The sequence below is a fragment of the Gordonia soli NBRC 108243 genome (assembly GCF_000334455.1).
Classification (GTDB): domain Bacteria; phylum Actinomycetota; class Actinomycetes; order Mycobacteriales; family Mycobacteriaceae; genus Gordonia; species Gordonia soli.
Map to the genome: position 1 here is coordinate 41,529 of NZ_BANX01000018.1, position 25,842 is coordinate 67,370.

The window sequence follows — 25,842 nt, forward strand, 5'->3', positions numbered from 1 at the left end:
CGCAGGTACGCAACCGATTTCGGGTGAGCGGCGTGCAACCGTGCCCGGTTCAGGACAGCTCGCGCCACCGGGTGATCATGGCGTCCACGTCGACGAGCGGCGCGACCAGGTTCGACGTCGGTCCGCGGCCGCGGGAACCCAGCCGCTCGTACCGTACGCGCCGGTTGTAGTCCTCGAGGACGGCCCGCACCGCATTTTCCCCGGTGAGACCGCGCAACGATTCCGGGAAGCCGTCGGCCTCTTTGCGCAATCGGAGGACCGGCGGCAGCAGCGCAGAGGAGCCGAGATTCTCGTCACGGATCTTGCGTTTGACCCACCAATCGGGGTCGTCGCTGTCGGAGAGGTCGAGAGGCTTGCCCGCACCCGGCAGATCGTCGAAGTCACCGCGGGCGGTGGCCTCGCGGATGAGGCGCTCGACGCGCGACTCGAACCGATGCACGGCTGTTAAACCCAGACCGACGTCGCCGAGTGAGGATCACAGCGACGCAGGAGTGAGGACCGGAGCGACAGCGGGCGTCGGGCCATCTACACCGTGAAGCCCAGCGCGCGGAGCTGTTCGCGTCCGTCGTCGGTGATCTTGTCGGGCCCCCACGGCGGCAGCCACACCCAGTTGATCTCGAGGTCGGTGCAAAGTCCGCTGCTCACCAGGGCTGCTCGCGACTGGTCCTCGATGACGTCGGTGAGCGGACACGCGGCCGAGGTCAGCGTCATGTCCAGCTTGGCGACGGCGTCGTTGTCGATGTCGATCCCGTAGACGAGGCCGAGGTCGACGACGTTGATCCCGAGTTCCGGATCCACGACATCGCGCATCGCCTCTTCCACGTCTTCGACCAGTGGCAGCGACGTGGTGGGCGCTTTCGGCGCGGTGCCGGTGGTGGTGTCTTCGGTCATCAGGACTCCTTTGCGGTCACGGGGGCGTGCTTCTCGTCGACCGTCTGTGCCAACGCGTCCTTGAACGCCAACCATCCCAGCAACGCGCATTTCACACGCGCCGGGTACTTGCTCACGCCGGCGAAGGCGATGCCGTCGCCGATGATGTCCTCGTCGCCCGCTTCGGTGCCGCGGGAGGTCATCATGCTGTTGAACGCGCCGATGGTGGCCAATGCATCATCCACCTTCGAGCCGACGACCTGATCGTGCAGCACCGAGGTGGAGGCCTGCGAGATCGAGCATCCCTGGCCGTCGTAGGAGATGTCCTCCACGACCGTCCCGTCGTCCGACAACGTGACCCGGAGCGTCACCTCGTCTCCACAGGTGGGGTTGACGTGGTGGACCTCGGCACCGAACGGGTCTCGCAGTCCGCGCCCATGGGGGTGTTTGTAGTGGTCCAGGATCACTTCCTGGTACATCTGTTCCATCCGCACGGCGATCAGTCCCCCGGTGTGACGCCGAAGAATCGCTGCGCGGTCACGATCGCATCGGCGAGCACATCGACCTCGGCGAGTGTGTTGTACGCGGCGAAGGACGCACGGGCGGTTGCGGCGACACCGAACCTGCGGTGCAGCGGCCAGGCGCAGTGGTGTCCGACACGGATCGCGACGCCCTCGTCGTCGAGGACCTGGCCGAGGTCGTGCGCGTGGATGTCGTCGACGACGAACGAGACCGCGCCCCCTCGGTTCACGGCGGTGGTCGGCCCGATGATGCGTACGCCCGGGATGGCCGACAGTCGCTCGAGCGCGTGCGCGGTGAGTCGGTGTTCGTGGGCAGCGATCGCGTCCATGTCGAGGGAATTCAAGTAGTCGACGGCTGCGCCGAGCCCGACGACCTGCGACGTCATGGGTACTCCCGCCTCGAAACGCTGCGGCGGCGGCGCGTACGTCGAGACCTCCATGGTCACGGTCTCGATCATCGACCCACCGGTGATGAACGGTGGGAGGGCCTCGAGGAGTGCCGACTTGCCGTACAACACACCCACTCCGGACGGCGCGAACATCTTGTGCCCGCTGAAGGCCGCGAAGTCCACGTCGAGCGCGGGGAAATCGACCGGCGTGTGCGGAACCGATTGGCATGCGTCGAGAACGACCAGTGCGCCGACCGCCCGTGCTCGCCGGACCAACTCGTCCACGTCCGCCACCGCACCGGTGACATTCGACTGATGCGTGAAGGCGACGACCTTGACGGTGTCGTCCAATTCGAGCGAGTCGAGGTCGATCCGGCCATCGTCGGTGACGCCGTACCACCGCAGGGTCGCACCGGTTCGTCGGCACAGTTCTTGCCAGGGAACGAGGTTCGCGTGGTGTTCGAGCTCGGTGGTCACCACGGTGTCGCCGGGGCCGAGCGGACGGCCGCCGAGCACCGTGGCAATCCGGTCGTCACCGAGGGTGTAGGTGACGAGGTTCAGCGCCTCGGTCGCGTTCTTGGTGAAGACGATCTGGTCGGACGTCGCGCCGACGAAGGAAGCGATGGTCGCCCGAGCACTCTCGTACGCGTCGGTCGCCTCCTCCGCGAGTTGGTGAGCACCACGATGCACTGCTGCGTTGGATGTGATCAGGAACTCGCGCTCGGCGTCGAGAACCTGCACCGGCCGCTGCGAGGTGGCACCGGAATCGAGGTAGACCAAAGGCTTCTCGTCCCGCACGGTACGGGCCAGGATCGGGAAGTCGGCGCGCACGCGAGCCACGTCGAGTGCGGCGCCGGCGGCCGGGGCCGCGGTACGGATGTCATCCGTGGACAACGTCACCGTCGTATCTCCTTCGCTGCGGACTGCGTGGATACCGTTCCCGTGCTGCAGAAGTCGTCGCGGGAACGGTCTAAACGGGCTACCTCAGGACGCGGCCGCGGCCGACGTGAACCGGACGTAACCGTTGTCCTCGAGCTCGTCGGCGAGCTCCGGACCACCCGACTCCACGACCCGGCCGTTGACGAACACATGCACGAAGTCGGGCTTGATGTAGCGCAGGATTCGCGTGTAGTGGGTGATCAGCAGGATGCCGCCGTGCTCGTTCGCCTTGTACCGGTTGACACCCTCGGACACCACACGCAGGGCGTCGACGTCCAGACCGGAGTCGGTCTCGTCGAGGATCGCGATCTTCGGCTTGAGCAGGTCGAGCTGCAAGATCTCGTGGCGCTTCTTCTCGCCGCCGGAGAACCCCTCGTTCACGCTGCGCTCGCCGAACGACGGATCGATCTCCAGCGCCGTCATCGCCTCCTTGGTCTCCTTGACCCAGTGGCGCAGCTTCGGGGCCTCGCCGCGGACCGCGGTCGCCGCGGTCCGGAGGAAGTTCGACATGGAGACGCCGGGCACCTCGACCGGGTACTGCATCGCCAGGAACAGCCCCGCGCGGGCGCGCTCGTCGACGCTCATCTCCAGCACGTCCTCACCGTCGAGGGTGATCGACCCGGAGGTCACCTCGTACTTGGGATGGCCGGCGATGGCGTAGGACAGGGTCGACTTGCCGGACCCGTTGGGGCCCATGATGGCGTGCGTCTCGTCGGAGCTGACCGTGAGGTCGACACCCTTGAGGATGTGGATCGGCTCGGCATCCGAGTCGGACTGTGCGACGTCGACATGCAGGTCGCGGATTTCCAGAGTGGTCACGATGTCTTCCTTGATGATTCGGGGCTGTGGTTGGCTGAAGTCCGCGCGCTCAGGCGCCGGCGGATTCGAGTTCGACCTCGATGGCCGCCTCGAGACGCTCACGCAGTTCCGGGACACCGATCTTGGCGATCACCTCGCGGAAGAACCCACGCACCACGAGACGGCGAGCCTGGTCCTCCGGAATGCCCCTGGCCTGCAGGTAGAACAGCTGCTCGTCGTCGAATCGGCCGGTGGCACTGGCATGCCCGGCGCCGACGATCTCGCCGGTCTCGATCTCCAGGTTCGGCACCGAGTCCGCGCGTGCGCCGTCGGTCAGCACCAGGTTGCGGTTCAACTCGAAGGTGTCGGTGCCCTCGGCCTCGGGACGGATCAGCACGTCGCCGATCCACACCGTGTGCGCCTCGCGGGCGCGATCGCCCGGGACGCCTTGCAGGGCACCCTTGTAGACGACGTTCGAACGGCAGTGGGGCTGGCTGTGATCGACCAGCAGTCGCTGCTCGAGGTGCTGTCCCGCGTCGGCGAAGTACAGACCCCAGAGTTCGGCGTCACCGCCGGGGGCGTCGTAATGCACCACCGGGGACAAGCGGACGAGATCGCCGCCCAAACTGATCGCGAAGTGACGGATCACCGAGTCGCGACTGAGCTTCACGTGATGTGCGGCCACGTGAACCGTGTCGTCGGCCCAGTCGTGGACGTTGACAACGGTCAGCGCGGCCTGGTCACCGACGACGAACTCGACGTTCTCAGCGTATGTCCCGCTGCCCTTCTGGTCGAGGACCACGACGGCGCGCGCGAACGGCTCCAACCGGATCTGCAGGTGCCCGAAGGCCACCTCGCCCTCACCCGGTCCGGTCACGGTGATGGTGACCGGGTCGGACAGCTCGATCTCGGTGCCGACCGTCACGACGGTGGCCTCGGTGAAACCTGAGTACGCCTGTGCGGCGATGCGGTCGAAGGGCACGCCACCCTGGCCGAGGCGCTCGTCATCACGACCGACGGTCTCGACACGGACGCCGTCGGTGACTCCCTCGACCTCGACGCCCGCCTCACCGGACCGCTGCGCGGACCCGTCGTGCAGACCGCGAAGGCGACGGAACGGCGTGAACCGCCATGCCTCCTCACGTGAGTGGGGCACCTCGAAGGCGTCCACGTCGAACGACGTGAACTGCTCACCCTTGTTGACCGCGAGGGCCGCCGGGGTGGCGGGGATCGTGGGATCCGCCATCAGCCGACCGCCCCTTCCATCTGCAGCTCGATGAGCCGGTTGAGCTCCAGCGCGTACTCCATCGGGAGTTCCTTGGCGATCGGCTCCACGAATCCGCGGACGACCATCGCCATCGCCTCGTCTTCGGTCAGCCCGCGACTCATCAGGTAGAACAACTGGTCGTCGCTCACCTTCGAGACGGTGGCCTCATGACCCATCGTCACGTCGTCCTCACGGATGTCGACATACGGATACGTGTCGCTCCGGCTGATCTGATCGACCAGCAGCGCATCACATTTCACCGTCGAGCGGCTGCCATGGGCACCGTTGTTGATCTTGATCAGGCCGCGGTACGACGCTCGTCCGCCGCCGCGCGCCACCGACTTGGACACGATGTTGCTGGAGGTGTTCGGCGCCAGGTGCACCATCTTGGAGCCGGTGTCCTGGTGCTGCCCCTCGCCGGCGAAGGCGACCGACAGGACCTCGCCCTTGGCGTGCTCGCCTGTCAGCCAGACGGCCGGGTACTTCATGGTGACCTTGGAGCCGATGTTGCCGTCGATCCACTCCATGGTCGCGCCGGCCTCGGCCTTCGCACGCTTGGTGACCAGGTTGTAGACGTTGTTCGACCAGTTCTGGATGGTCGTGTAGCGGCAGCGGCCGCCCTTCTTGACGACGATCTCGACCACGGCCGAGTGCAACGAGTCGGTCTTGTAGATCGGCGCGGTGCAGCCCTCGACGTAGTGCACGTAGGCGCCCTCGTCGACGATGATCAGCGTCCGCTCGAACTGACCCATGTTCTCGGTGTTGATCCGGAAGTAGGCCTGCAGCGGGATGTCGACGTGCACACCCGGCGGGACGTAGATGAACGATCCACCCGACCACACCGCGGTGTTCAGCGCAGAGAACTTGTTGTCGCCTGCGGGGATGACCGATCCGAAGTACTCCTGGAACAGCTCCGGGTGCTCCTTGAGACCGGTGTCGGTGTCGAGGAAGATCACGCCCTGCTGCTCGAGGTCCTCACGGATCGAGTGGTAGACCACCTCCGACTCGTACTGGGCGGCGACACCGGCGACCAGACGTTGCTTCTCGGCCTCGGGGATGCCGAGCTTGTCGTAGGTGTTCTTGATGTCCTCGGGGAGGTCGTCCCAGGACGCGGCCTGCTTCTCGCTGGACCGCACGAAGTACTTGATGTTGTCGAAGTCGATGCCGTCGAGCTCGGCGCCCCAGTGCGGCATCGGCTTGCGATCGAAGATGCGCAGCGCCTTGAGACGCTGTTCCAGCATCCATTCGGGCTCGCTCTTCTTCGCCGAGATGTCGGCGACGACCGCGTCGGACAGACCGCGCTGGGCGCTGGCGCCCGCCTCGTCGGAGTCGGACCAGCCGTAGCCGTATGTGCCGAGGGAGGCGATGGTCTCCTCCTGCGACAACGGCGTTGGCTTGACCGGCGTACCGGTGTCGGTCGCGGCGGGATCGGTGACTGTCATCGCGAGGCCTTTCGACTCGTCTTCTGGTGAGCGGGTGTGGGCTGGGGCCCGCTCGCTGTCGTGTCTGCATCGGCAGGCGATGCGACACCATCCGGCGGAGGATGCAGCGGCACGTGGGTGGTGCAGGCGCAGTCACCGTTGGCGATCGTCGCCAGGCGTTGCACATGCGTGCCGAGCAGTTGGGTGAAGACCGCGGTCTCCGCCTCACACAACTCCGGGAACTCGGTGGCCACGTGGGCGACCGGACAATGGTGTTGGCAGATCTGCATACCGGTGCCGACCTGCCGGGTGTTCGCCGCGAATCCCGCGCTGGTGAGGGCGTCGGCGATCTCGTCGACCGTCTCGGCCACGGAACCCGACTCGTCGGCCGGGGTGACCCCTGCGACGATTCGTTCCACCCGGTCGCGGGCGAAATCCTCCACCGCGTCCGAGCCACCGATGTCACGCAGCTTGCGCATCGCGGCGCCCGCGAGATCGTCGTAGGCGTGCCGCAGTTTGCCGCGACCGCCTGCGGTCAGCTGGAACCACTTGGCCGGACGTCCACGACCACGCTGCCCGAAGCCCGAGGACGAGACCTCCACGTCGCCCGCGGCGACGAGCGCGTCCAGGTGTCGGCGGACGCCCGCCGGGCTGATACCCAGACGCTCCGCGATCTCGCCTGCGGTCAACGGACCACCCTCGACCAGCAGTGTCACCACTGCGTTCCGGGTGTGGCCGTCGTGATGTCCGGCGACGGGGGTATCCCCGACTCCGGCGCCCGAGGGCACGACATCACTCCGCACGGTTTTCACAACACGAGTGTGACGTAATTGATTCCTCCTTTCCAGCAAGGGCACCCTTAGCGTTCGTTCATCCGCCGGCGTGTCGACCCCGCCGTCGAGGCCCGTGCGAGGGGATGTGGGCCTCGACCGGACTGGCACTAGAGTCGTCGTGTGCCAGAAACCACAGTCCTGCGTCGCGCGTTGGACTACCTCGGGCTCGCCGGCGGACGGCGGAAATCGGCGGTTCGGCCGGACGCCGACCGTCCCGGTGACTATGGTCGCGCCGTCGCGCGTCTGCACGACGACGAGCGTGAGGTCGGTCCGCTCAACGCCGAGGAGAACCGTCGCCTGCAGCGCATCAAGCTGTTCGGGGCGACCGGTTCGGTACTGCTGCTGATCGGTTCGCTCGGTACGGGGGCCGTCCCCGTGCTGCAGAACCCGACCGCGGGTGTCCGCGTGCTCTCGCTGCCCTCGCGCATGTGGAGCACCGCGCTGACGCTGTCGATCGGCGGCACGCTGATGCTGGTCGTCGCCTGGCTGTTGATCGGGCGGTTCGCGGTCGGCAGGTTCAGCGTCGAGGTCTTCCACGGCCGCAGCCCCGAACGGCGCATGACGCGACGACAGGCCGACCGGACCCTGCTGCTGTGGATCGCCCCGATCGTCATCGCTCCCCCGCTGTTGAGCAAGGACGTCTACTCCTATCTCGCCCAGAGCGCGATCGCCTTCCGCGGCATGGACCCGTACGTGGTGAGTCCGGTCCGAGGTCTGGGCGTGGTACACGAACTCACCCGGTCGGTGCCCAACCTCTGGCGGGACACACCCGCGCCCTACGGGCCGCTCTTCTTGTGGATCGGCAAGGGCATCACCGCTGTGACCGGCGAGAACATCACCGCAGCGATCTTCCTGCACCGGATCGTCGCCCTCGTCGGTCTGGCACTGATCGTCTGGGCACTGCCTCGTCTGGCCCGTCGCTGTGGTGTCTCGTCGGTCGCCGCGCTCTGGCTCGGCGCGATGAACCCGCTGGTCATCCTGCATCTGGTCGGCGGCATCCACAACGAGGCCCTCATGCTCGGCATGATGCTGGTCGGCCTCGAACTGTCCTTCCGGGCCATCTACGGTGCCGACCGATTACGCCGCGAGGGATCCGCATTCTGGCCCTCGCGATCCGGCTGGATCCTGATCGCGGGTGTCGCGGTGCTGTCGGCGTCGTCGATGGTGAAGGTCACCTCGATGCTGGCGCTGGGGTTCGTCGGCATCGCCCTCGCGCAGCGGTGGGGCGCGACACTGCCGGCCCTCCGGCATGCACCCCGTTCACAGTGGTGGGCGCGATCGAAGCAATCGGTCATCGCGCTGTCGGCCTCGGCGGCGTCGCTGGCGGTGATCCTCGGGGTCGTCGTGATCGGGATCTGCGTCGGCACCGGCCTCGGGTTCGGGTGGACGTCCACATTGAGCACCGGCGAGATCGTGCGGTCCTGGATGTCGATGCCGACGCTGTTGTCGGTGACGACGGGCCGCATCGGTATCGGGCTCGGGCTCGGCGACCAGACACAGGCCATCCTCGACGTCTGTCGGCCCATCGGACAGCTGATCGCGGCGGTCTTCGTCGTCCGGTGGCTGCTGGCGGCGCTCGGTGGTCGGCTGCATCCGCTAGGTGCCCTCGGTGTGTCAATGGCCACAGTGGTGCTCTTCTTCCCCTTCGTCCAGGCCTGGTACCTGCTGTGGGCCGTCATCCCGTTGGCTGCCTGGGCCACCGGCCGCTGGTTCCGTCTCACCGCGATCGCCGCGTCGGCGATCATCGCGATCGTCGTCATGCCGACCAGCTCGAACACCAGCGGAGTCGTTCTCGCGCAAGGGCTTCTCGCCGGCGTGATCATGGTCGCGATCCTGACCGCCCTCTTCTTCGAGGATCTCCGACTCCGTCGACGTCGCACCCCGGTCACGGAGTCCGAGGACGAGGTCCCCACCTCCACGTCGCCGTGAGAGGAGTCGACGCCTGCCCGCCGGACGATTTTTTGGGCGACGGCTCCCACCGCCTAGGCTGATCGATGTGCCCAGCACGACGACCCGACAGCGGAATCCGGACGACGACCGGACGTCGATGGCTCGTCCCGTGAGCCCGACGTCGGCGACCCGTCCCGATCTGGCTGTCCGGGTGTCCGGTCTGGTCAGACGATTCGGCCATCGCACCGCGGTGGACGGTCTCGACCTGGAACTCCCGGTCGGTGGCGTGCTCGCGCTGCTCGGCCCCAACGGCGCCGGCAAGACCACCACCGTCGAGATCTGCGAGGGCTTCCAGACCCCGGACGCGGGCAGTGTCTCGGTACTGGGGCTGGATCCGATCGCCGACAACGATCACCTCCGCAGTCGGATCGGCGTGATGTTGCAGGGCGGCGGTGCATACCCCGGCGCACGAGCAGAGGAGATGGTCCGACTCTGCGCCGCCTACTGTGCCGACCCCATCGACCCCGACTGGCTCCTGGACGCACTCGGCCTCCGCGAGGTCGCCCGCACCCCCTTCCGCCGACTCTCCGGCGGTCAGCAGCAGCGACTCTCCCTCGCCTGCGCGATCGTCGGCCGACCAGAGCTGGTGTTCCTCGACGAACCCACCGCCGGGCTCGACGCCCACGCACGGATCGTGGTGTGGGAGTTGATCGATCGACTGCGCACCGACGGTGTCTCGGTACTGCTGACCACACACATGATGGACGAGGCCGAGGAACTGGCCGACGAGGTCGTGATCATCGACCACGGTCGAGTGGTGGCCGCCGGCACACCCGCCACGCTGACCAGCCAGGGAGCCGAGAACGAGCTGCGCTTCTCGGCACCGCGGGGGTTGGACCTGTCCATGCTCGAACTGGCACTCCCCGAGGGCTATGTGTGCACCGAACCGACACCGGGCAAGTACCTGGTGGTGGGTTCGGTCACCCCTCAGGTGCTGGCGACGGTCACCGCCTGGTGTGCGAAGATCAACGTCCTCGCAACCGACCTGCGCGTGGAGACACGCAGCCTCGAAGACGTGTTCTTGGACCTGACCGGACGGGCGTTGCGCTCATGAGCTCGGCATCGACAGACCTGTTCCCCGCCGGCACATTCGCGCCGCGCCCCGCACCCGCCGGGATCGTCCGGATGCTGACCGCGCAGTCGGCCCTGGAGTTCCGGCTCCTCGTCCGTAACGGTGAGCAGTTGCTGCTGACCCTGTTCATCCCGGTCACCCTGCTGATCGGCCTGTGCCTGTTCCCCATCGACACCGGCCTCGGTGACGGTCCCGCAGCCCGCGCGACGACCTTCGTGCCGGCGATCATGACCGTGGCGGTGATGTCGACGGCGTTCACCGGGCAGGCGATCGCCGTCGGATTCGACCGACGCTACGGAGCGTTGAAACGTCTGGGTGCCACGCCCATCCCGCGCTGGGGCATCATCGCGGGCAAGTCGGTCGCGGTGATCGCCGTCGTGACAGCGCAGTCGGCGATCATCGGTGCGATCGGACTGGCCTTCGGTTGGCGTCCGCATCCGCTGGCCCTGCTGCTCGGGGCCATCATGATCGCAATCGGGACCGCGACCTTCGCCGCACTCGGACTGCTGCTCGGCGGCACGCTGAAGGCCGAGGTGGTCCTGGCTCTGGCGAACCTGCTCTGGTTCGCGATGGTCGGCATCGGCAGCCTGGTGATCCTCGGATCACGGGTTCCCGACGCCGTCGTGTGGATCGCCCGGTGCATGCCGTCCGGTGCACTGACGGAAGCGCTCGACCAGGCGTCGCGTGGATCGTTCGACATGATCGGGGTGGGCGTGTTGCTCGTGTGGGCGGTCGTCGCGACAGTCCTGGCAGTGAGGTGGTTCCGATTCCGATGACGACGTCGCAGGCTCCCCGCCCGGCCGATACCGCGGTCGCGCAGACCACGGACCCGAACGGTTCCCGCTGGTCGCGGATCCCCGGATTCGGTCGTCCCACACCTTCGTTCGTCCACCGCTGGGCCATCGGCCTGCTCGTCGCGAACATCGGCATCGTCGCCACCGGCGGAGCGGTGCGCCTCACCGGCTCCGGTCTCGGCTGCCCCACCTGGCCCCAGTGCACCGACAACTCCTTCGTGCCGCACGGAGAGCTCGGCATCCACGGTGTGATCGAGTTCGGCAACCGGATGCTCACCTGGGTGCTGATCATCATCGCGATCGCGACCTGGACAGCCGTGCTCCGCGCGACGACCAGCCCACGTCGCGACACCCTGCTGGCCACGGTCCTCGCGTTGGGGATCCCGTTCCAGGGCGTGATCGGTGGGATCACGGTGTTGACCCAGCTCAATCCGTGGGTGGTCGCGCTGCACTTCCTGCTCTCGATGGGTCTCGTATCCGGGGCGACGGTCCTGGTCTACCGAACCCGCCCCAACCTCACACCGGGATCGACGCCCTCACTGTCGGCCCGCTACGGCGTCGTGCTGTCCTGGCTGCTGTACCTCGCCACCTGGGTGACCGTCTACCTGGGGACGGTCGTGACCGGTTCCGGTCCGCACGCCGGGGACGTGAAGGCACCCCGCAACGGCCTGGCTCCCGGTGCCGCCACCCAACTGCACGCCGATGCCGTGTTCGTGCTGGTCGGACTCACCATCGCGATCACAGTCGTCGCGCTCGTCGGCCGCCTGCCCCAGGCGCGGGTGGTGCTGACCTACGTCGGGCTGCTCGTCCTCCAGGCCGTGATCGGTGTCGTGCAGTACGTCACCGACCTACCGATCGCGCTCGTCATCGCGCACATGATCGGCAGCGCGCTGCTGCTGGTCGGTGCGACGTGGTTGGTCCTGCGGTTCCGTACCGCCGAGGCTGAACCCTACGGCGGGTCAGAGAAGGCGTCCTCAGCAGTCTGACCGTATCCAGCTGACGGTCGGTGTCCCCGGATCGCCGGGCAACCCGGGGACGGCGCCGCACGCATGCGATCCGGATCCGGCAGTGGACAGTCGAGATCAGAGAACCCCGAGAATCACACGGTGGCCGAGATCAGAGGACGGCGGAGTTGCGCGCCTTCGGAAAGTGCTTCTGGCCGGCGACCCAGCCGGCCATCTTCCGGTAGTGGGTCGGGGACACGGTGGTCTCCGACGTGAGCTCGCGATCCCATTCGGCGACCTCGACGCCGTCGACGGTGTCGACCACGGCCTGGGCGACGGCGAGGTCGGCGACCACCTGATCGCCGAGGAGGCCACCCTTCTCACCGACGAGAGTGATGCGGACCCCGGCGCCACCGATCGGCTGGAGGACGGCTTTGGCCGAACCCTCCCGCGAGACAAAAGAAGAGACCGCCGAGATGACCCGTCCGGGCACCGACGGACGGGGTGCGCTCGCGGCCTCCTCGGTGGTGGTGTCGGTGGTCGTCTCCGAGCCCGTGTCGTCGCTCATGCGTCGAGCATACCGCCACCGGCACGGTCGGTTCCGAGCGCGGTGGGGCGTGTAGAACGGTCCCATGCGTGCAATCCAGGTGACCCGACACGGCGGTCCCGAGGTTCTCACCTACGGATCGGTCGACGACCCGGTTCCCGCTCCCGGCGAGGTCGTGGTCCGGACCACCGCGATCGGCGTCAACTTCATCGACACCTATCTGCGCCGCGGGCTCTATCCGTCGACCCCGCCGTACATCCCGGGCACCGAGGGCGCGGGTGTGGTCACCGCCGTCGGTACCGAGGTCGATGATCTGGAGGTCGGCCGCCGCGTCGCCTGGACCGATGCCCCGGCGAGCTACGCGGAGTCGGTCGCGGTTCGCGCCGACCGCGCGGTGCCCGTCCCCGACGCAGTGCCCGACGAGGTGGCCGGATCGTCGTTGTTGCGCGGTTTGACCACCCACTACCTGCTCGACGGCAGCGCGCATCCCGAGGCAGGCGACACCATCCTGGTGCATGCCGGAGCCGGTGGTGTCGGACTGTTGCTCACCCGTCTGGCCTCTGCGCGAGGGGTTCGGGTCATCACGACCGTCTCCGACGACGCCAAGGAGGAGCTGTCGCGGGCCGCCGGTGCCGCCGAGGTGCTGCGGTACGGCGACGGTCTGGTCTCCGGGGTGCGTGACATCACGGGCGGACGCGGCGTCTCGGTCGTCTACGACGGCGTCGGCGCCGACACATTCGAGCACTCGCTCGCCGCCGCTGCGATCCGGGGCACGATCGTGCTGTTCGGGGCGGCCAGCGGACCGGTGCCGCCGTTCGACCTGCAGCGGCTCAACCAGGCCGGCTCACTGTCGGTGACCAGGCCCACCCTGGCGCACTTCATCGCCGACCCCGATGAGTTGGCATGGCGGGCCGGTGAGTTCTTCGCGGCCGTCACCGACGAGACGCTGGACGTCCATGTCGGGAATCGCTACGCGCTGGCCGATGCCGAGCAGGCGCATCGCGATCTGGAGGGCCGTGCGACGACCGGCAGTACGGTTCTGGTCCCCGGCCGACCGTGAGCAGGCATCGAGCATGACGGGGCGTCGAGCGGAGCCAGGGATCGAGCGGGGTCCGGGGATGGGGCGGGGTGCGGCCGGCGCTCGTGATCTCCGCGAGCCCGCGTCTCGGATCAGAAGTAGCTGGTCACCAGCGGCAAGTTGACCACCGCATCGATCGCGAGTCCGCAGAACAGGATCGCGAGGTATTCGTTGGACTGCAGGAACACCTTGAGTGGCGCAACCTCTGCGCCACGACGGGTCTCGCGGTAGAGCTTCTGCACTCGGCTGCCGAACCAGATACCCGCCGCGACCGCGAGGCCGGCGTAGATCCAGCTGGTGGCGGCGATCAGGACCAGCGATGCTGCGACGGTGGCCCACGTGTACCAGACCATCTGTCGGGTGACCTGCTGCTCGGTCGCGATGACCGGCAGCATCGGCACGCCGGCAGCCTTGTAGTCCTCCTTGTATCGCATGGCGAGGGCCCACGTGTGCGGAGGTGTCCAGAAGAAGATCACCGCGAACAGCACGACCGGCTGCCAGCTCAGCGAACCCGTCACCGCGGCCCAACCGACCAATGTCGGCATGCACCCGGCTGCGCCGCCCCAGACGACGTTCTGCCAGGTCCGGCGTTTGAGGATCATCGTGTAGACGCCGACGTAGAACGCAATCGTCGCGGTCACCAAGAGCGCACTGAGCAGGTTGGCGGCCGACCACAGGACGACGAACGAACCGACACCGAGCAGGATGCCGAACACAAGTGCGTTGCGGGGTGCGACGGCGCGGCGGGCCAGCGGCCTACGCGCGGTGCGCTTCATCTTCTGATCGATGTCGGCGTCGGCCACCATGTTCAGTGTGTTGGCCGATGCCGCACCGAGCCATCCGCCCAACAGTGTGAACGCGATGAGCGCGAGATCGACGTGACCGCGGTCGGCCTGCAGCATCACCGGGATGGTGGCCACCAGCAGCAGCTCGATGACGCGCGGCTTGGTGAGTGCGATGTACGCCAGGACGGTCGCCCGCACCCGCCGCCAGCCGGTCTCCGGGGTCGTCTCCTCGACGACGTCCACGGTCGGTTCCGGGTGTGCGGTGGCGGAATCGACGTCGGCCGCATCGGCGGTCGCCGGGACGTCCGCGGATTCGGCGACCCGACCCGAGTCCGACGTCCGAGGGGAGGTCGACCGGGTGCCGCGTGATGCTGCGGACCACTCTCCGGTCACTCGCTCCCCAATCCTCACGGCCACTCCCTCTGCCGGCGCCCGGTCCGCCCCGGTGTCGGGTGTGGACGACGTTCGGATGCCGTCGTGAACGGGTACGCCTCGGCTACTACAGAGCATGGTAGACCGTGCGATCCGCTAACAGAGAATCGAGGTGGAGGCCTGCGGGAGCGACATCCGCGCCACCTCCGACATCCGCGCGACGCCCACCCGACACGCGCTGCTCATCGGAGTCGACGCCTACCGACCGGTCCACGCGCCGGAGAGGTCGGCGCACGACTAGGCTGGGTTGCGAACAGGCCGAACCGTCCGCTGCAGACTGCCCCCGGACCATCCCGGATCGCTGTCGCGAACGGTTCACCACCGACGAAGTACAGGAGACAGTACGACCGTGGCTGAGACCGACGAGATCCGCGCACTTACCCGGCCGAATCACCCCGGCGACTGGTCCGACCTCGACACCCGCTCCGTCGACACCGTGCGTGTCCTGGCCGCCGACGCGGTGCAGAAATGCGGCAGCGGGCACCCTGGCACCGCGATGAGCCTGGCTCCGCTGGCCTACACCCTGTTCCAGCGCATCCTCCGGCACGATCCCGCCGACCCCACCTGGGTCGGCCGCGACCGGTTCGTGCTGTCCTGCGGGCACTCCAGCCTCACGCTCTACATCCAGCTCTACCTCGGCGGTTTCGGTCTGGAGCTCGAGGATCTCGAGGCCCTGCGCACCTACAAGTCGAAGACCCCGGGCCACCCGGAGTTCCGCCACACCCGCGGTGTGGAGATCACCACCGGCCCACTCGGCCAGGGTCTGGCCTCCGCGGTCGGCATGGCGATGGCGTCGCGGCGTGAGCGCGGTCTGTTCGATCCCGAGCCAGCTTGGGGCGCAAGCCCGTTCGACCACTACATCTACGTCGTCGCATCCGACGGCGACATCGAGGAGGGAGTCACCTCCGAGGCGTCGTCGCTGGCCGGGACCCAGCAGCTGGGCAACCTGATCCTGTTCTACGACGACAACAAGATCTCGATCGAGGACGACACCACGATCGCCCTCACCGAGGACACCGCGAAGCGGTACGAGGCCTACGGTTGGCACGTACAGGTCGTCGAGGGCGGCGAGGACGTGGTGGCCATCGAGGCCGCCGTCGAGGAGGCCAAGAAGGTCACCGACCGTCCGTCGATCATCGTGCTGCGCACCATCATCGGATACCCGGCACCGACCAAGATGAACACCGGCGCCGCCCACGGTGCCGCGCTCGGTGACGACGAGGTCGCCGGTATCAAGAAGGCACTCGACTTCGACCCGTCGAAGAACTTCGACGTGAGCGACGAGGTCATCGCCCACACCCGAGCGTTGGTCGACCGTGGTCGCGAGGCACACCACGCCTGGCAGCAGGACTTCGACGCATGGGTCGCCCGTGAGCCGGAGCGCAAGGAGCTCTTCGACCGCGTGACCCGCGACGAACTGCCCGCCGGATGGTCGGACGTGCTCCCGTCCTGGGAGGCAGGCGGCTCAGTCGCCACGCGCTCCGCATCCGGTGACGTCCTCAGCGCCGTCGGCCCGGTGCTCCCCGAGCTGTGGGGCGGTTCCGCCGACCTCGCGGGCAGCAACAACACCACCATGAAGGGCGCCGACTCGTTCGGTCCGGTGTCGATCAAGACCGACACCTGGAACGCCGAACCCTACGGGCGCACACTGCATTTCGGTGTTCGTGAGCACGCGATGGGCGCCATCTTGTCGGGCATCGTGCTGCACGGCCCGACCCGCGCCTACGGCGGCACCTTCCTGCAGTTCAGCGATTACATGCGGCCCGCGGTACGACTCGCGTCGCTGATGGACATCGATCCCATCTACGTCTGGACCCACGACTCGATCGGTCTCGGCGAGGACGGCCCGACCCACCAGCCGGTCGAGCACCTGGCCGCCCTGCGAGCGATCCCGAACCTCAGCGTGGTCCGACCCGCCGATGCCAACGAGACCGCCTACGCATGGAAGACCATCCTCGAGCGCTCCAGCAGCAGCGGCCCGGTCGGTCTGGCACTGACCCGACAGAAGGTCGCCGTCCTGGAGAACACCTCGGCCGAGGGTGTGGAGAAGGGCGGCTACGTCCTCGTCGAGTCCTCCACCTCGCTACCGGAGGTGATCCTGATCGCCACCGGGTCCGAGGTCGAGATCGCGGTCGCCGCCCGCGAGGCGCTCGAGGCGCAGGGTGTGGGCACGCGGGTCGTGTCGATGCCGTGCCTCGAGTGGTTCGAGAGTCAGGACCAGAACTACCGCGACCAGGTGCTCCCCCCGACCGTTCGGGCCCGGGTGTCCATCGAGGCCGGGATCGCACTGTCGTGGCACAAGATCGTCGGTGGCTTCGGTGAGAGCGTCTCGCTGGAGCACTACGGCGAGTCCGCCGACTACCAGACCCTCTACCGGGAGTTCGGCATCACGCCCGAGGCCGCCGTCGCCGCCGCCCAACGCTCGATCGCCAACGTGAAGGGATAGAGATGACCCAGAACCCGAATCTGGCAGCACTGTCGGAAGCCGGCGTGTCGGTCTGGCTCGACGACCTGTCGAGGGATCGCATCCGCTCCGGCAACCTCCAGGAGCTCATCGACACCAAGTCGATCGTCGGCGTCACGACCAACCCGTCGATCTTCCAGGCCGCCCTCTCCAAGGGGAACGCCTACGACGACCAGGTCCGTGAGCTCGCCGCCCGCGGCGCCGACGTCGACGCGACCGTCCGCACCGTCACCACCGACGATGTCCGCGAGGCCTGCGATGTCCTCGCTCCGCAGTTCGAGGCGTCCAACGGTGTCGACGGCCGCGTCTCGATCGAGGTCGATCCGCGGCTGGCGCACGATGCCGACAAGACCGCCGCACAGGCCATCGAACTGTGGAAGATCGTCGACCGGCCGAACCTCTTCATCAAGATCCCGGCCACCGAGAAGGGTCTGCCGGCCATCACCCGGACCCTCGCCGAGGGGATCAGCGTCAACGTCACGCTGATCTTCTCCGTCGACCGCTACAAGGCGGTCATCGACGCATATCTGGCCGGTCTGGAGCAGGCGAAGAAGGCCGGCCACGATCTGTCGACGATCCACTCGGTCGCGTCGTTCTTCGTATCCCGGGTGGACACCGAGATCGACAAGCGACTCGATGCCATCGGCACCCCCGAGGCCACTGCGCTCAAGGGCAAGGCCGCGCTGGCCAACGCACGCCTGGCCTACGTCGCCTACCAGCAGTACTTCGAGGTCGAGTCCCGCTTCCAGGGACTCGTCGGCGAGGGCGGACTCCCTCAGCGTCCGCTGTGGGCGTCGACCGGTGTCAAGAACCCGGACTACCCCGACACCCTCTACGTATCCGACCTGGTGGCACCGAACACGGTGAACACGGTGCCGGAGAAGACCCTGGACGCGTTCGCCGACCACGGCGAGGTCAACGCGGACTCGATCATCGGGACCGGCCCTGCATCGGAGGCCGTGTTCGCGGACCTGGCGAAGGTCGGCATCGACGTCGACGACGTCTATCAGGTCCTCGAGGTCGAGGGTGTGGACAAGTTCGAGCAGGCCTGGAACGAGCTGCTCAGCGCGACGGCCGAACAGCTCGACGCCGCAAAGGGCTGAGCCGTGGCCGAGCGCGCCGGTGAGGCGTCCTGGGCTAATCCACTCCGCGACAGCCGCGACAAGCGGCTGCCGCGGATCGCCGGGCCCAGCAGTCTGGTGATCTTCGGCGTGACCGGCGATCTTGCGCGCCGCAAGCTGATGCCTGCGGTCTACGACCTCGCCAACCGCGGTCTGCTCCCGCCGAGTTTCGCCCTGGTCGGCTTCGCCCGGCGCGACTGGGACACCGAGGATTTCGGCAAGATCGTGCACGATGCGGTGCGCGAGCACTCGCGGACCGAGTTCCGCGAGGACGTGTGGGAGCGCCTGGCCGAGGGGTTCCGGTTCGTACAGGGCTCCTTCGACGATCCGGAGGCGTTCACCGCGCTCGCGCAGACACTGGGCGACCTGGACCGTCAGCGCGGCACCGACGGCAATCACGCCTTCTACCTGTCGATCCCACCCGGTGCGTTCCCGGTGGTGTGTCAACAGCTGAAGGACTCGGGTTTGGCCGATCCGACCGGCGGCAGCTGGCGACGCGTGGTCATCGAGAAGCCCTTCGGCCACGATCTGCAGAGCGCCCAGGAGCTCAACGCGGTCGTGAACAGCGTCTTCCCCGAGGAATCGGTGTTCCGGATCGACCACTACCTGGGCAAGGAGACGGTCCAGAACATCCTGGCACTGCGCTTCGCCAACCAGCTGTTCGATCCGCTGTGGAGTTCCCACTATGTCGACCATGTCCAGATCACCATGGCCGAGGACATCGGGTTGGGCGGGCGCGCAGGCTATTACGACGGCATCGGCGCTGCCCGGGACGTCATCCAGAATCACCTGCTGCAACTGCTGGCCCTCATCGCGATGGAGGAGCCGGTCTCCTTCGAGCCGAGTCAGCTGCAGGCCGAGAAGATCAAGGTCCTGTCGGCGACCCGCAACATCCTGCCGTTGGCCGAGAACACCGCTCGCGGTCAGTACGGGCCGGGGTGGCAGGGCGGCATCAAGGTCCCGGGCCTGCTCGACGAAGAGGGGTTCGCAAAGGATTCGTCCACCGAGACCTTCGCCGCGATCGCCGTCGAGGTCGACACCCGACGGTGGGCCGGGGTGCCGTTCTATCTGCGTACCGGAAAGCGCCTGGGACGCAGGGTCACCGAGATCGCAATCGTGTTCAAGCGCGCCCCGCACCTCCCCTTCGATCAGACGATGACCGAGGAGTTGGGCCAGAACGCACTCGTCATCCGGGTCCAGCCGGACGAAGGAGTCACGCTGCGATTCGGCTCCAAGGTGCCCGGCCCCGGCATGGAGGTCCGCGACGTCAACATGGACTTCAGTTACGGGCAGGCGTTCACCGTCGCCTCACCGGAGGCCTACGAGCGCCTGATCCTCGACGTGCTGCTGGGTGAACCGTCGTTGTTCCCCGTCAACGCTGAGGTCGAATTGTGTTGGCGCATCCTCGATCCGGTCCTCGAGGCATGGTCCGAGGCCGGGCATCCGGACACCTACGAGTCGGGGACCTGGGGACCCGCGTCGGCCGACGAGATGCTGGAACGGGTCGGTCGAGTGTGGCGCCGACCATGAGCGATCTCCTGGACGCCGCAGTGCAGGGCACCTGGACAGCGGTTCCCGTTCGACCGACGGCGACCGCACCCACACCTCACCTCGTCATCTCGATCACCGGGAGGTTTCGATGATCAAGGATCTGCCCGACACCTCGACCGTCGCCGTCAGCAAAGAGCTCGTGAAGATGCGGGAGTCAGGCGGCGCGGTCACGCTCGGCCGAGTGCTCACCCTCGTGGTCAAGACCGACCTCGGCGAGCCGACCGAAGGTGCGATCGAGGCCGCCAATGCCGCGAGCCGCGAGCATCCCTGCCGCGTCATCGTCGTCGCCAGTGGTGAACGGACCGTCGAGTCGAGGCTCGACGCCCAGATCCGTGTGGGTGGCGACGCCGGCGCCTCGGAGGTGGTGGTGCTCAACCTCTACGGCGAGCTCGCCGACCACGGCCACTCGGTGGTCATCCCGTTCCTGCTGCCCGACACCCCGGTCGTCACGTGGTGGCCGGGCCATGCCCCGGCGGTCCCCGCCCAGGATTCGCTCGGCCAGTTGGGACATCGCCGGATCACCGACGCCTCCCACGACGGCGACGCCGCTGCTGCCCTGGCCTCGCGCCGCGCGGGGTACGCCCCCGGCGACTCCGACATCGCCTGGTCGCAGATCACCCCGTGGCGAGCGCTCCTGGCATCGGCCTTCGACCGGCCGCCGCACACCACCGTCGACAGCGTGAAGGTGACCGGCCCGGCCGAGTCGCCGAGTGTCGACCTGCTCGCGGGGTGGCTGCGATCCGCACTCGGGGCACCGACACTGCGGGCCCGCGGGAGCTTCGAGGTGCGCATCGAACGATCCGACGGCGTCCTGATCCTCGCCGTCGACCAGAACAACAATGCCGTGCTCAGCAGCCCGAATCGGCCCGACGGACGCATCGCCATGATGGTCCGCGGGATCAGCGACTGTCTCGCCGAAGAACTGCGTCGGCTCGACCCCGACGAGATCTACGAACTCGCACTGCACGGCCTCACCGAACTCGACTTCGTCACCGAGGGAGCTGCCTGATGTCACAGCCGATCGAGACACTGGTGTTCGAGAACTCCGCCGAACTCGTCGACACCGCCGCGCGCCGGTTCGTCGACGTGATCACCCGTGCCCAGTCCGAGCGCGGGATCGCGTCCGTGGCACTCACCGGTGGCAGCAACGGCATCGCGTTGCTTCGTCGGCTCGCCGAGAACAGCGGCACCATCGACTGGTCCCGTGTCGAGATCTACTGGGGCGACGACCGTTTCGTCGCATCCGACGATCCGGAACGGAACTCGGGACAGGCTCGTGAAGCGTTGCTCGACCACGTTCCGGTCGACCCCGACCGCATCCACCCGATGGCCGCTCTCGACGGCCCGCTCGGCGACGACATCGCCGCCGCCGCCGCGGAGTACGCGGCCGTCCTGGCATCCACCGACGACTCCCCCTCCCCAGCATTCGACATCCACCTCCTCGGCATGGGCGGCGAGGGGCACATCAACTCGCTCTTCCCGCACACCGCGGCCACTGCCGAGGAGACCAAGACGGTACTCGCCGTGGAGGATTCGCCCAAGCCACCGCCGCGACGACTCACGCTGACCCTCCGGGCGGTCAACCGATCCCGCGCGGTGTGGTTCCTGGTGGCCGGCGCCGACAAGGCCGCGGCCGTCGCGGCGGCCCACTCCGGAGCCGCGGCCGCCGACTGGCCCGCGGCAGGCGCGCACGGCACGACCGAGACCGTCTGGTTCCTCGATCACGCCGCGGCGGGGCACCTACCCACGTAGTTCCACACCCGTCGACCGTGCGCTCCAGATCGTCGACCGTGCGCCTGAAATCACCGACCGTGCGCGTCGACACGGCTATGCGCACGATCGACGGATCCGAGCACACGGTCGACGCGGCACGGTGCACGATCGACGCGACCGAGCGCACGATCGACGACTAGCCGCTGTTGCGGAGTGCAGTTGCTAGGCCGTTCATCGTCAGCTGAATACCCCGCCGCACGAGCGGGGTGTCTTCACCGGCCCGGAACCTGCGCAACAACTCGACCTGGAGCAGGTTGAGCGGCTCCAGGTACGGGAAGCGGTTGTACACCGAACGCTTCAGCGCGGCATTGTCGGCCAGCAGATCGTCGGTACCGGTGATACGCGCGTACATGGCGATGGTGCGCTCGTGCTCATCGACGATCTTGCCGAAGACCGTCTCGCGGAGAGTCTCGTCGGGCACCAGCTGCGCATAGCGATGCGCCAGGCCCATGTCCGACTTGGCCAGCACCTGAGCCATGTTCGACATCACGGTCTGGAAGAACGGCCACTCGGCGTAGTAGCGCCGCAGCGTCTCGAGTCGTCCGGTGTCGTCGCCGATCCATTGCTCGAAGGCGGACCCGGTGCCGTACCAGCCGGGCAACATCACACGCGACTGCGTCCACGAGAGCACCCACGGGATGGCCCGGAGGTCGGAGATCTTCTCCGTCTGCTTCCGCGACGCCGGGCGGCTGCCGATGTTGAGCGCACCGATCTCCGACAGCGGGGTCGACGTGGTGAAGTACTCGACGAATCCCGGTGTGTCGTGCACGAGTTCGCTGTAGGCCGAACGGGCCAGGGCCGCCAGCTCGTCCATGGTCTCGTACGCCGACTCCGACTCGTCGCCCAGTCCCTCGACGTCGAGCAGCGACGATTCGATCGTGGCGGCGAGGAGGGTCTCGAGGTTGCGTCGGGCAGCAACGGGTTCGGCGTACTTCGCGGCGATGATCTCACCCTGCTCGGTGATGCGGAGCGACCCCTGCACCGCGCCGGGCGGCTGAGCCAGGATCGCGTCGTAGCTGGGGCCGCCACCCCGGCCGACGGTGCCGCCACGACCGTGGAAGAGCCGCAGCCGGATCCCGTTCTCGGCCGCCGTGGCGACGAGGTCGAGCTCGGCGCGGTAGAGGGCCCAGTTCGCGGCCATGTAGCCGCCGTCCTTGTTGGAGTCCGAGTAGCCCAGCATGATCTCCTGGATGTTCTGCTGGGACCTCACGAGCGCCCGGTAGAAGTCGAGCTCGAGCATCGCCTGCAGCGTGCTCGCCCCCTGCTGCAGATCCTCGATGGTCTCGAACAGCGGGACCACTCGGACCGAGCAGCGCGGCTCGCCGTCGTTGGGATCGAAGAGTCCGGCCTCCTTGAGCAGAACCATCGCCTCGAGCATGTCGCTGACCGACGTGCACATGCTGATGATGTAATTCGGCACGGCCTGCGGACCGAAGACCTCGACAGCACGTGCGCCGGCCGTGACGATCCCGAGTTCCTTGGTGGCCAGCTCGCTCAGCCGTGCGCCGGGTCGGGTGAGCGGCCGACGTGCCTGCAGTTCGGCGGACAGGATCGCCACCCGCTGATCCTCGTCCAGTGACGCATAATCGGGATGCACACCCGCCCACGCGAGCAACTCGCCGATGACCTCCTCATGCATCTCCGAGTTCTGTCGCATGTCCAGACCCGACAGGTGGAAACCGAAGGTGCGCACGCCTTCACGCAGACGGAGCAACCGATCGTCGGCTATCGACTCGTCGCGGTTGGACCGCAGTTCGGCGTCGATGATGTCGAGGTCTGCCAACAGGTCCGCGGCATCGTCGTAGGCTGCCTTGCCGTCGCCCAGTCGCCGGTCATCGGCCGACAACGCCTCCGGGGTGAACATATGTGCGGCGGTCGCGGCCAGCCGGGCGCGGACGTGTCGCAGTGCCACCCGGAAGGGTTCGTCGGCGCCCGGATCGTCGCTGTCGGTCTCGGCCAGTGCCAGCAGCGATTCCGACGACCCGATCAGCCGCGCGGACATGCTGAGTTCCTGCGCGAGTGTCTCCAGCTCGGCCAGATGATGTGTCACCGCGGTGCGCGCCGCACTCGTGGTCGCCTCCGTCACGATCTCGTCGGTCACGTACGGGTTGCCGTCCCGGTCACCACCGATCCACGACCCCATCCTGATCATGGGCTGGTCTCCCAGACCGGCATCGGGGTACGCCTCGTGCAGACGTGCGCGGACCGCGGTGTTGATCCGGGGCACCACGTCGAAGAACGAAGCATCGTAATAGCGCAGTCCCGAACGGATCTCGTCGCTGATGGTGAGACGCTCGAGTCGGATGAGGGCGGTCTGCCACAGCGTGAGGATCTGTCGGCGCAACCCCTCCAGGACTTCTGCGTCCTCCTCCGGGGTCAACTGCGTGCGGCCGCGGAAGCGCATCAATTCCGTGATGCGGTTCTGGGCCTCGAACACGGTCCGTCGCCGGGTCTCGGTCGGGTGTGCGGTGATCACCGGCACGACGGTGGCGTCGGCGAGTGCCGCACCGACCCGATCGTCACCGAGGCCCGCATCCGACAGCTTCTGGTACGTGGCGGCGAGGCTGCTGTCCTGAGGCGGATCGCCGGCATGGATGTGGATCGCGCGCCTGCGCTCCCGGTGGATGTCCTCGGCCAGGTTGGCGAGCAGCGCGAAGTGACTGAATGCACGGATCACGGGTACGGCTGACGTCTCGTCGAGATCGACGAACATGTCCGCGAGCTCGTCGCGGTCGATCTCCGAGCGGCGGACCCGGAACGCCGCGATGCGCGCGTTCTCCACCAGATCGAAGACGTCGACACCCGAGTGCTCGCGGACGACGTCGCCGAGGATGCCGCCGAGCAGACGGATGTCCTCGCGGAGCGGTTCGGTCAGTGCGCGTCCCTCGTCATCGACGACGACGTGGTCGACGATCGAGATCGATGGTCGCCACTGTGCAGCGCCGCGTGAGGAGATGGTTTCGCTCATGAGATCAAGTATCCCGCCGTGGGTCGGAGGTGGCATCTCGGGAGAGGCCGGAGAGGTATGTGCGCGGACAACTCGGTCGCCGCGATGGCGTTACGCGGCGTCACGGGCAACCCCGGACACGCAACCGCCCGGTGTCGTGCGGCGCACGAACCGGGCGGGATGACGGGGCCGACGCCGAAAGGCGGCGTCAGCTCTGAGTCGGTGTCAGGACAGCTTGATGTCGACGCCGATGCCGATGATGAAGATGAACCAGATCAGACCGACGAAGATCGTCAAACGGTCGAGGTTGCGCTCGACGACGCTCGATCCGGACAGGCTGGACTGCACGCCGCCGCCGAACAGGGTCGACAGACCGCCGCCCTTGCCACGGTGCAGCAACACCAGCACCACCATCAAGACGCTGGTGATGACCAAACCGATGTCGAGTGCGAGCTTCACGAGGTGAGAGTCCTGTTCGGGTCGTTGGTGTGGCAGGTGTGCTCGATCGACCTGAGCACAACCCGCCACAGTCTACGCGTCGGTGATGCGAATCAGGGCAGGGGCCCGCCGGCGGCGATCGCCGACAGTGTCGCGAACTCGTCCGACTTCAGCGACGCACCACCGACCAGAGCACCGTCGACATCGTTCTGACCGACGATGTCGCCGACGTTCTTGGCGTTGACCGACCCGCCGTACAGGATGCGGATGCCCGCCGCTGTCGCGTCATCGGCGATCTCCGCGATCGCCGCACGGATCGCGGAATTGACCTCCTGCGCGTCCTCGGCGCTGGCCACCCGGCCGGTGCCGATCGCCCAGACCGGCTCGTAGGCGATGACGGTCTTGCTGATGTCCTCGGCCGACAGACCTGCGAGCGAACCCTTGATCTGCGCGACGTTGTAGGCCACGTGCTCGCCCGACTCACGGACGTCGAGCCCCTCGCCGATGCAGACGATCGGTGTGAGCCCGTGTTTGAGTGCGGCCTTCGTCTTGGCCAGCACGATCTCGTCGGTCTCAGCGTGCAGGGTGCGACGTTCGGAGTGCCCGACGACCACGTGCGTGCATCCGAGCTTCGCGAGGAAGGCACCGCTGATCTCACCGGTGTAGGCGCCCGAATCATGCTGGGAGAGATCCTGCGCACCGTAGGTGAGCAGCAGCTTGTCGCCGTCGACCACCGTCTGAACGCTGCGGATGTCGGTGAACGGCGGGATCACCGTCACGTCGACCTTGTCGAAGTACTTCGCGGGGAGTGCGAACGCGATCTTCTGCACCAGGGCGATCGCCTCGAGATGATTCAGGTTCATCTTCCAGTTGCCCGCGATGAGCGGCTTACGAGCGGATGCGGCCAT

23 protein-coding genes are annotated in these 25,842 nt (G+C 67.4%); 10 read left to right on the plus strand and 13 right to left on the minus strand.

Annotated elements, in window-relative coordinates:
• Positions 1 to 49: 49 nt before the first annotated feature.
• The 8 genes from GS4_RS12805 to GS4_RS12840 all read right to left on the minus strand — a co-directional run bounded on the left by GS4_RS12805 (position 50) and on the right by GS4_RS12840 (position 7,056).
• Positions 50 to 439, minus strand: coding sequence for a DnaJ family domain-containing protein (locus GS4_RS12805; RefSeq protein WP_007621152.1), 390 nt, complete (start codon positions 437 to 439; stop codon positions 50 to 52).
• Between the two features lie 86 nt (positions 440 to 525).
• Positions 526 to 891, minus strand: a complete 366-nt coding sequence (locus GS4_RS12810; protein ID WP_007621153.1) for a metal-sulfur cluster assembly factor — start codon at positions 889 to 891, stop codon at positions 526 to 528.
• The gene (sufU, locus tag GS4_RS12815) at positions 891 to 1,364 is read right to left on the minus strand and encodes a Fe-S cluster assembly sulfur transfer protein SufU (RefSeq protein WP_040510427.1); all 474 of its coding nucleotides are present in this window, start codon (positions 1,362 to 1,364) and stop codon (positions 891 to 893) included. Before sufU ends, GS4_RS12810 begins: the two co-directional genes overlap by 1 nt.
• A gap of 5 nt (positions 1,365 to 1,369) precedes the next feature.
• Entirely contained in the window at positions 1,370 to 2,680 is a 1,311-nt protein-coding gene (locus tag GS4_RS12820; RefSeq protein ID WP_007621161.1) for a cysteine desulfurase, read from the minus strand.
• 84 nt (positions 2,681 to 2,764) lie between these two features.
• Positions 2,765 to 3,538: a Fe-S cluster assembly ATPase SufC gene (gene sufC / locus GS4_RS12825; RefSeq protein ID WP_007621162.1), complete on the minus strand. Its 774-nt coding sequence runs from the start codon at positions 3,536 to 3,538 to the stop codon at positions 2,765 to 2,767.
• Between the two features lie 49 nt (positions 3,539 to 3,587).
• Complete coding sequence (sufD, locus tag GS4_RS12830) at positions 3,588 to 4,763, minus strand: Fe-S cluster assembly protein SufD (RefSeq protein WP_007621163.1); 1,176 nt, start codon at positions 4,761 to 4,763, stop codon at positions 3,588 to 3,590.
• Entirely contained in the window at positions 4,763 to 6,226 is a 1,464-nt protein-coding gene (gene sufB, locus GS4_RS12835; protein ID WP_007621164.1) for a Fe-S cluster assembly protein SufB, read from the minus strand. The genes sufD and sufB overlap by 1 nt, the downstream gene beginning before the upstream one ends.
• A complete protein-coding gene (locus GS4_RS12840; RefSeq protein ID WP_083862722.1) occupies positions 6,223 to 7,056 on the minus strand; it encodes a helix-turn-helix transcriptional regulator in 834 nt (277 codons plus the stop codon). The genes sufB and GS4_RS12840 overlap by 4 nt, the downstream gene beginning before the upstream one ends.
• Before the next feature lie 102 nt (positions 7,057 to 7,158).
• Here GS4_RS12840 and mptB point away from each other — a divergent pair, with 102 nt between their 5' ends.
• The 4 genes from mptB (at position 7,159) to GS4_RS12860 (ending at position 11,840) form a co-directional block, all read left to right on the plus strand.
• A complete protein-coding gene (gene mptB, locus GS4_RS12845; protein WP_007621166.1) occupies positions 7,159 to 8,967 on the plus strand; it encodes a polyprenol phosphomannose-dependent alpha 1,6 mannosyltransferase MptB in 1,809 nt (602 codons plus the stop codon).
• Between the two features lie 118 nt (positions 8,968 to 9,085).
• Positions 9,086 to 10,042, plus strand: coding sequence for an ABC transporter ATP-binding protein (locus GS4_RS12850; RefSeq protein WP_007621168.1), 957 nt, complete (start codon positions 9,086 to 9,088; stop codon positions 10,040 to 10,042).
• Positions 10,039 to 10,836, plus strand: a complete 798-nt coding sequence (locus GS4_RS12855; RefSeq protein ID WP_007621170.1) for an ABC transporter permease — start codon at positions 10,039 to 10,041, stop codon at positions 10,834 to 10,836. Before GS4_RS12850 ends, GS4_RS12855 begins: the two co-directional genes overlap by 4 nt.
• The gene (locus GS4_RS12860) at positions 10,833 to 11,840 is read left to right on the plus strand and encodes a COX15/CtaA family protein (RefSeq protein ID WP_007621172.1); all 1,008 of its coding nucleotides are present in this window, start codon (positions 10,833 to 10,835) and stop codon (positions 11,838 to 11,840) included. Before GS4_RS12855 ends, GS4_RS12860 begins: the two co-directional genes overlap by 4 nt.
• Positions 11,841 to 11,970: 130 nt before the next feature.
• Here GS4_RS12860 and GS4_RS12865 read toward each other — a convergent pair whose 3' ends face one another.
• A complete protein-coding gene (locus tag GS4_RS12865; RefSeq protein WP_007621173.1) occupies positions 11,971 to 12,366 on the minus strand; it encodes a hypothetical protein in 396 nt (131 codons plus the stop codon).
• A 64-nt stretch (positions 12,367 to 12,430) separates the two neighbouring features.
• On the opposite strand from GS4_RS12865, the gene GS4_RS12870 reads away from it, so the two are divergent.
• A complete protein-coding gene (locus GS4_RS12870) occupies positions 12,431 to 13,405 on the plus strand; it encodes a quinone oxidoreductase family protein (RefSeq protein WP_007621174.1) in 975 nt (324 codons plus the stop codon).
• 110 nt (positions 13,406 to 13,515) lie between these two features.
• On the opposite strand, the gene GS4_RS12875 is transcribed toward GS4_RS12870, so the two are convergent.
• The gene (locus GS4_RS12875; RefSeq protein ID WP_007621181.1) at positions 13,516 to 14,451 is read right to left on the minus strand and encodes a heme o synthase; all 936 of its coding nucleotides are present in this window, start codon (positions 14,449 to 14,451) and stop codon (positions 13,516 to 13,518) included.
• A 538-nt stretch (positions 14,452 to 14,989) separates the two neighbouring features.
• Here GS4_RS12875 and tkt point away from each other — a divergent pair.
• The 5 genes from tkt to pgl all read left to right on the plus strand — a co-directional run bounded on the left by tkt (position 14,990) and on the right by pgl (position 21,528).
• The gene (gene tkt / locus GS4_RS12880) at positions 14,990 to 17,086 is read left to right on the plus strand and encodes a transketolase (RefSeq protein WP_007621183.1); all 2,097 of its coding nucleotides are present in this window, start codon (positions 14,990 to 14,992) and stop codon (positions 17,084 to 17,086) included.
• Positions 17,087 to 17,088: 2 nt separating this feature from the next.
• Positions 17,089 to 18,207: a transaldolase gene (gene tal / locus GS4_RS12885; RefSeq protein WP_007621185.1), complete on the plus strand. Its 1,119-nt coding sequence runs from the start codon at positions 17,089 to 17,091 to the stop codon at positions 18,205 to 18,207.
• A 3-nt stretch (positions 18,208 to 18,210) separates the two neighbouring features.
• A complete protein-coding gene (gene zwf, locus GS4_RS12890) occupies positions 18,211 to 19,755 on the plus strand; it encodes a glucose-6-phosphate dehydrogenase (RefSeq protein WP_007621187.1) in 1,545 nt (514 codons plus the stop codon).
• A gap of 109 nt (positions 19,756 to 19,864) precedes the next feature.
• Positions 19,865 to 20,785, plus strand: coding sequence for a glucose-6-phosphate dehydrogenase assembly protein OpcA (locus GS4_RS12895; RefSeq protein ID WP_007621189.1), 921 nt, complete (start codon positions 19,865 to 19,867; stop codon positions 20,783 to 20,785).
• On the plus strand, positions 20,785 to 21,528 hold the full coding sequence (pgl, locus tag GS4_RS12900; protein ID WP_007621190.1) for a 6-phosphogluconolactonase: 744 nt from the start codon (positions 20,785 to 20,787) through the stop codon (positions 21,526 to 21,528). Before GS4_RS12895 ends, pgl begins: the two co-directional genes overlap by 1 nt.
• Positions 21,529 to 21,685: 157 nt before the next feature.
• Here pgl and ppc read toward each other — a convergent pair whose 3' ends face one another.
• From ppc to tpiA, 3 genes are all read right to left on the minus strand, one after another.
• Positions 21,686 to 24,517, minus strand: a complete 2,832-nt coding sequence (ppc, locus tag GS4_RS12905; RefSeq protein ID WP_007621191.1) for a phosphoenolpyruvate carboxylase — start codon at positions 24,515 to 24,517, stop codon at positions 21,686 to 21,688.
• Between the two features lie 204 nt (positions 24,518 to 24,721).
• A complete protein-coding gene (secG, locus tag GS4_RS12910) occupies positions 24,722 to 24,955 on the minus strand; it encodes a preprotein translocase subunit SecG (RefSeq protein WP_007621192.1) in 234 nt (77 codons plus the stop codon).
• Between the two features lie 92 nt (positions 24,956 to 25,047).
• Positions 25,048 to 25,842 carry a triose-phosphate isomerase gene (tpiA, locus tag GS4_RS12915; protein WP_040510431.1) on the minus strand — a complete coding sequence of 265 codons (795 nt, stop codon included), beginning with the start codon at positions 25,840 to 25,842 and terminating at the stop codon, positions 25,048 to 25,050.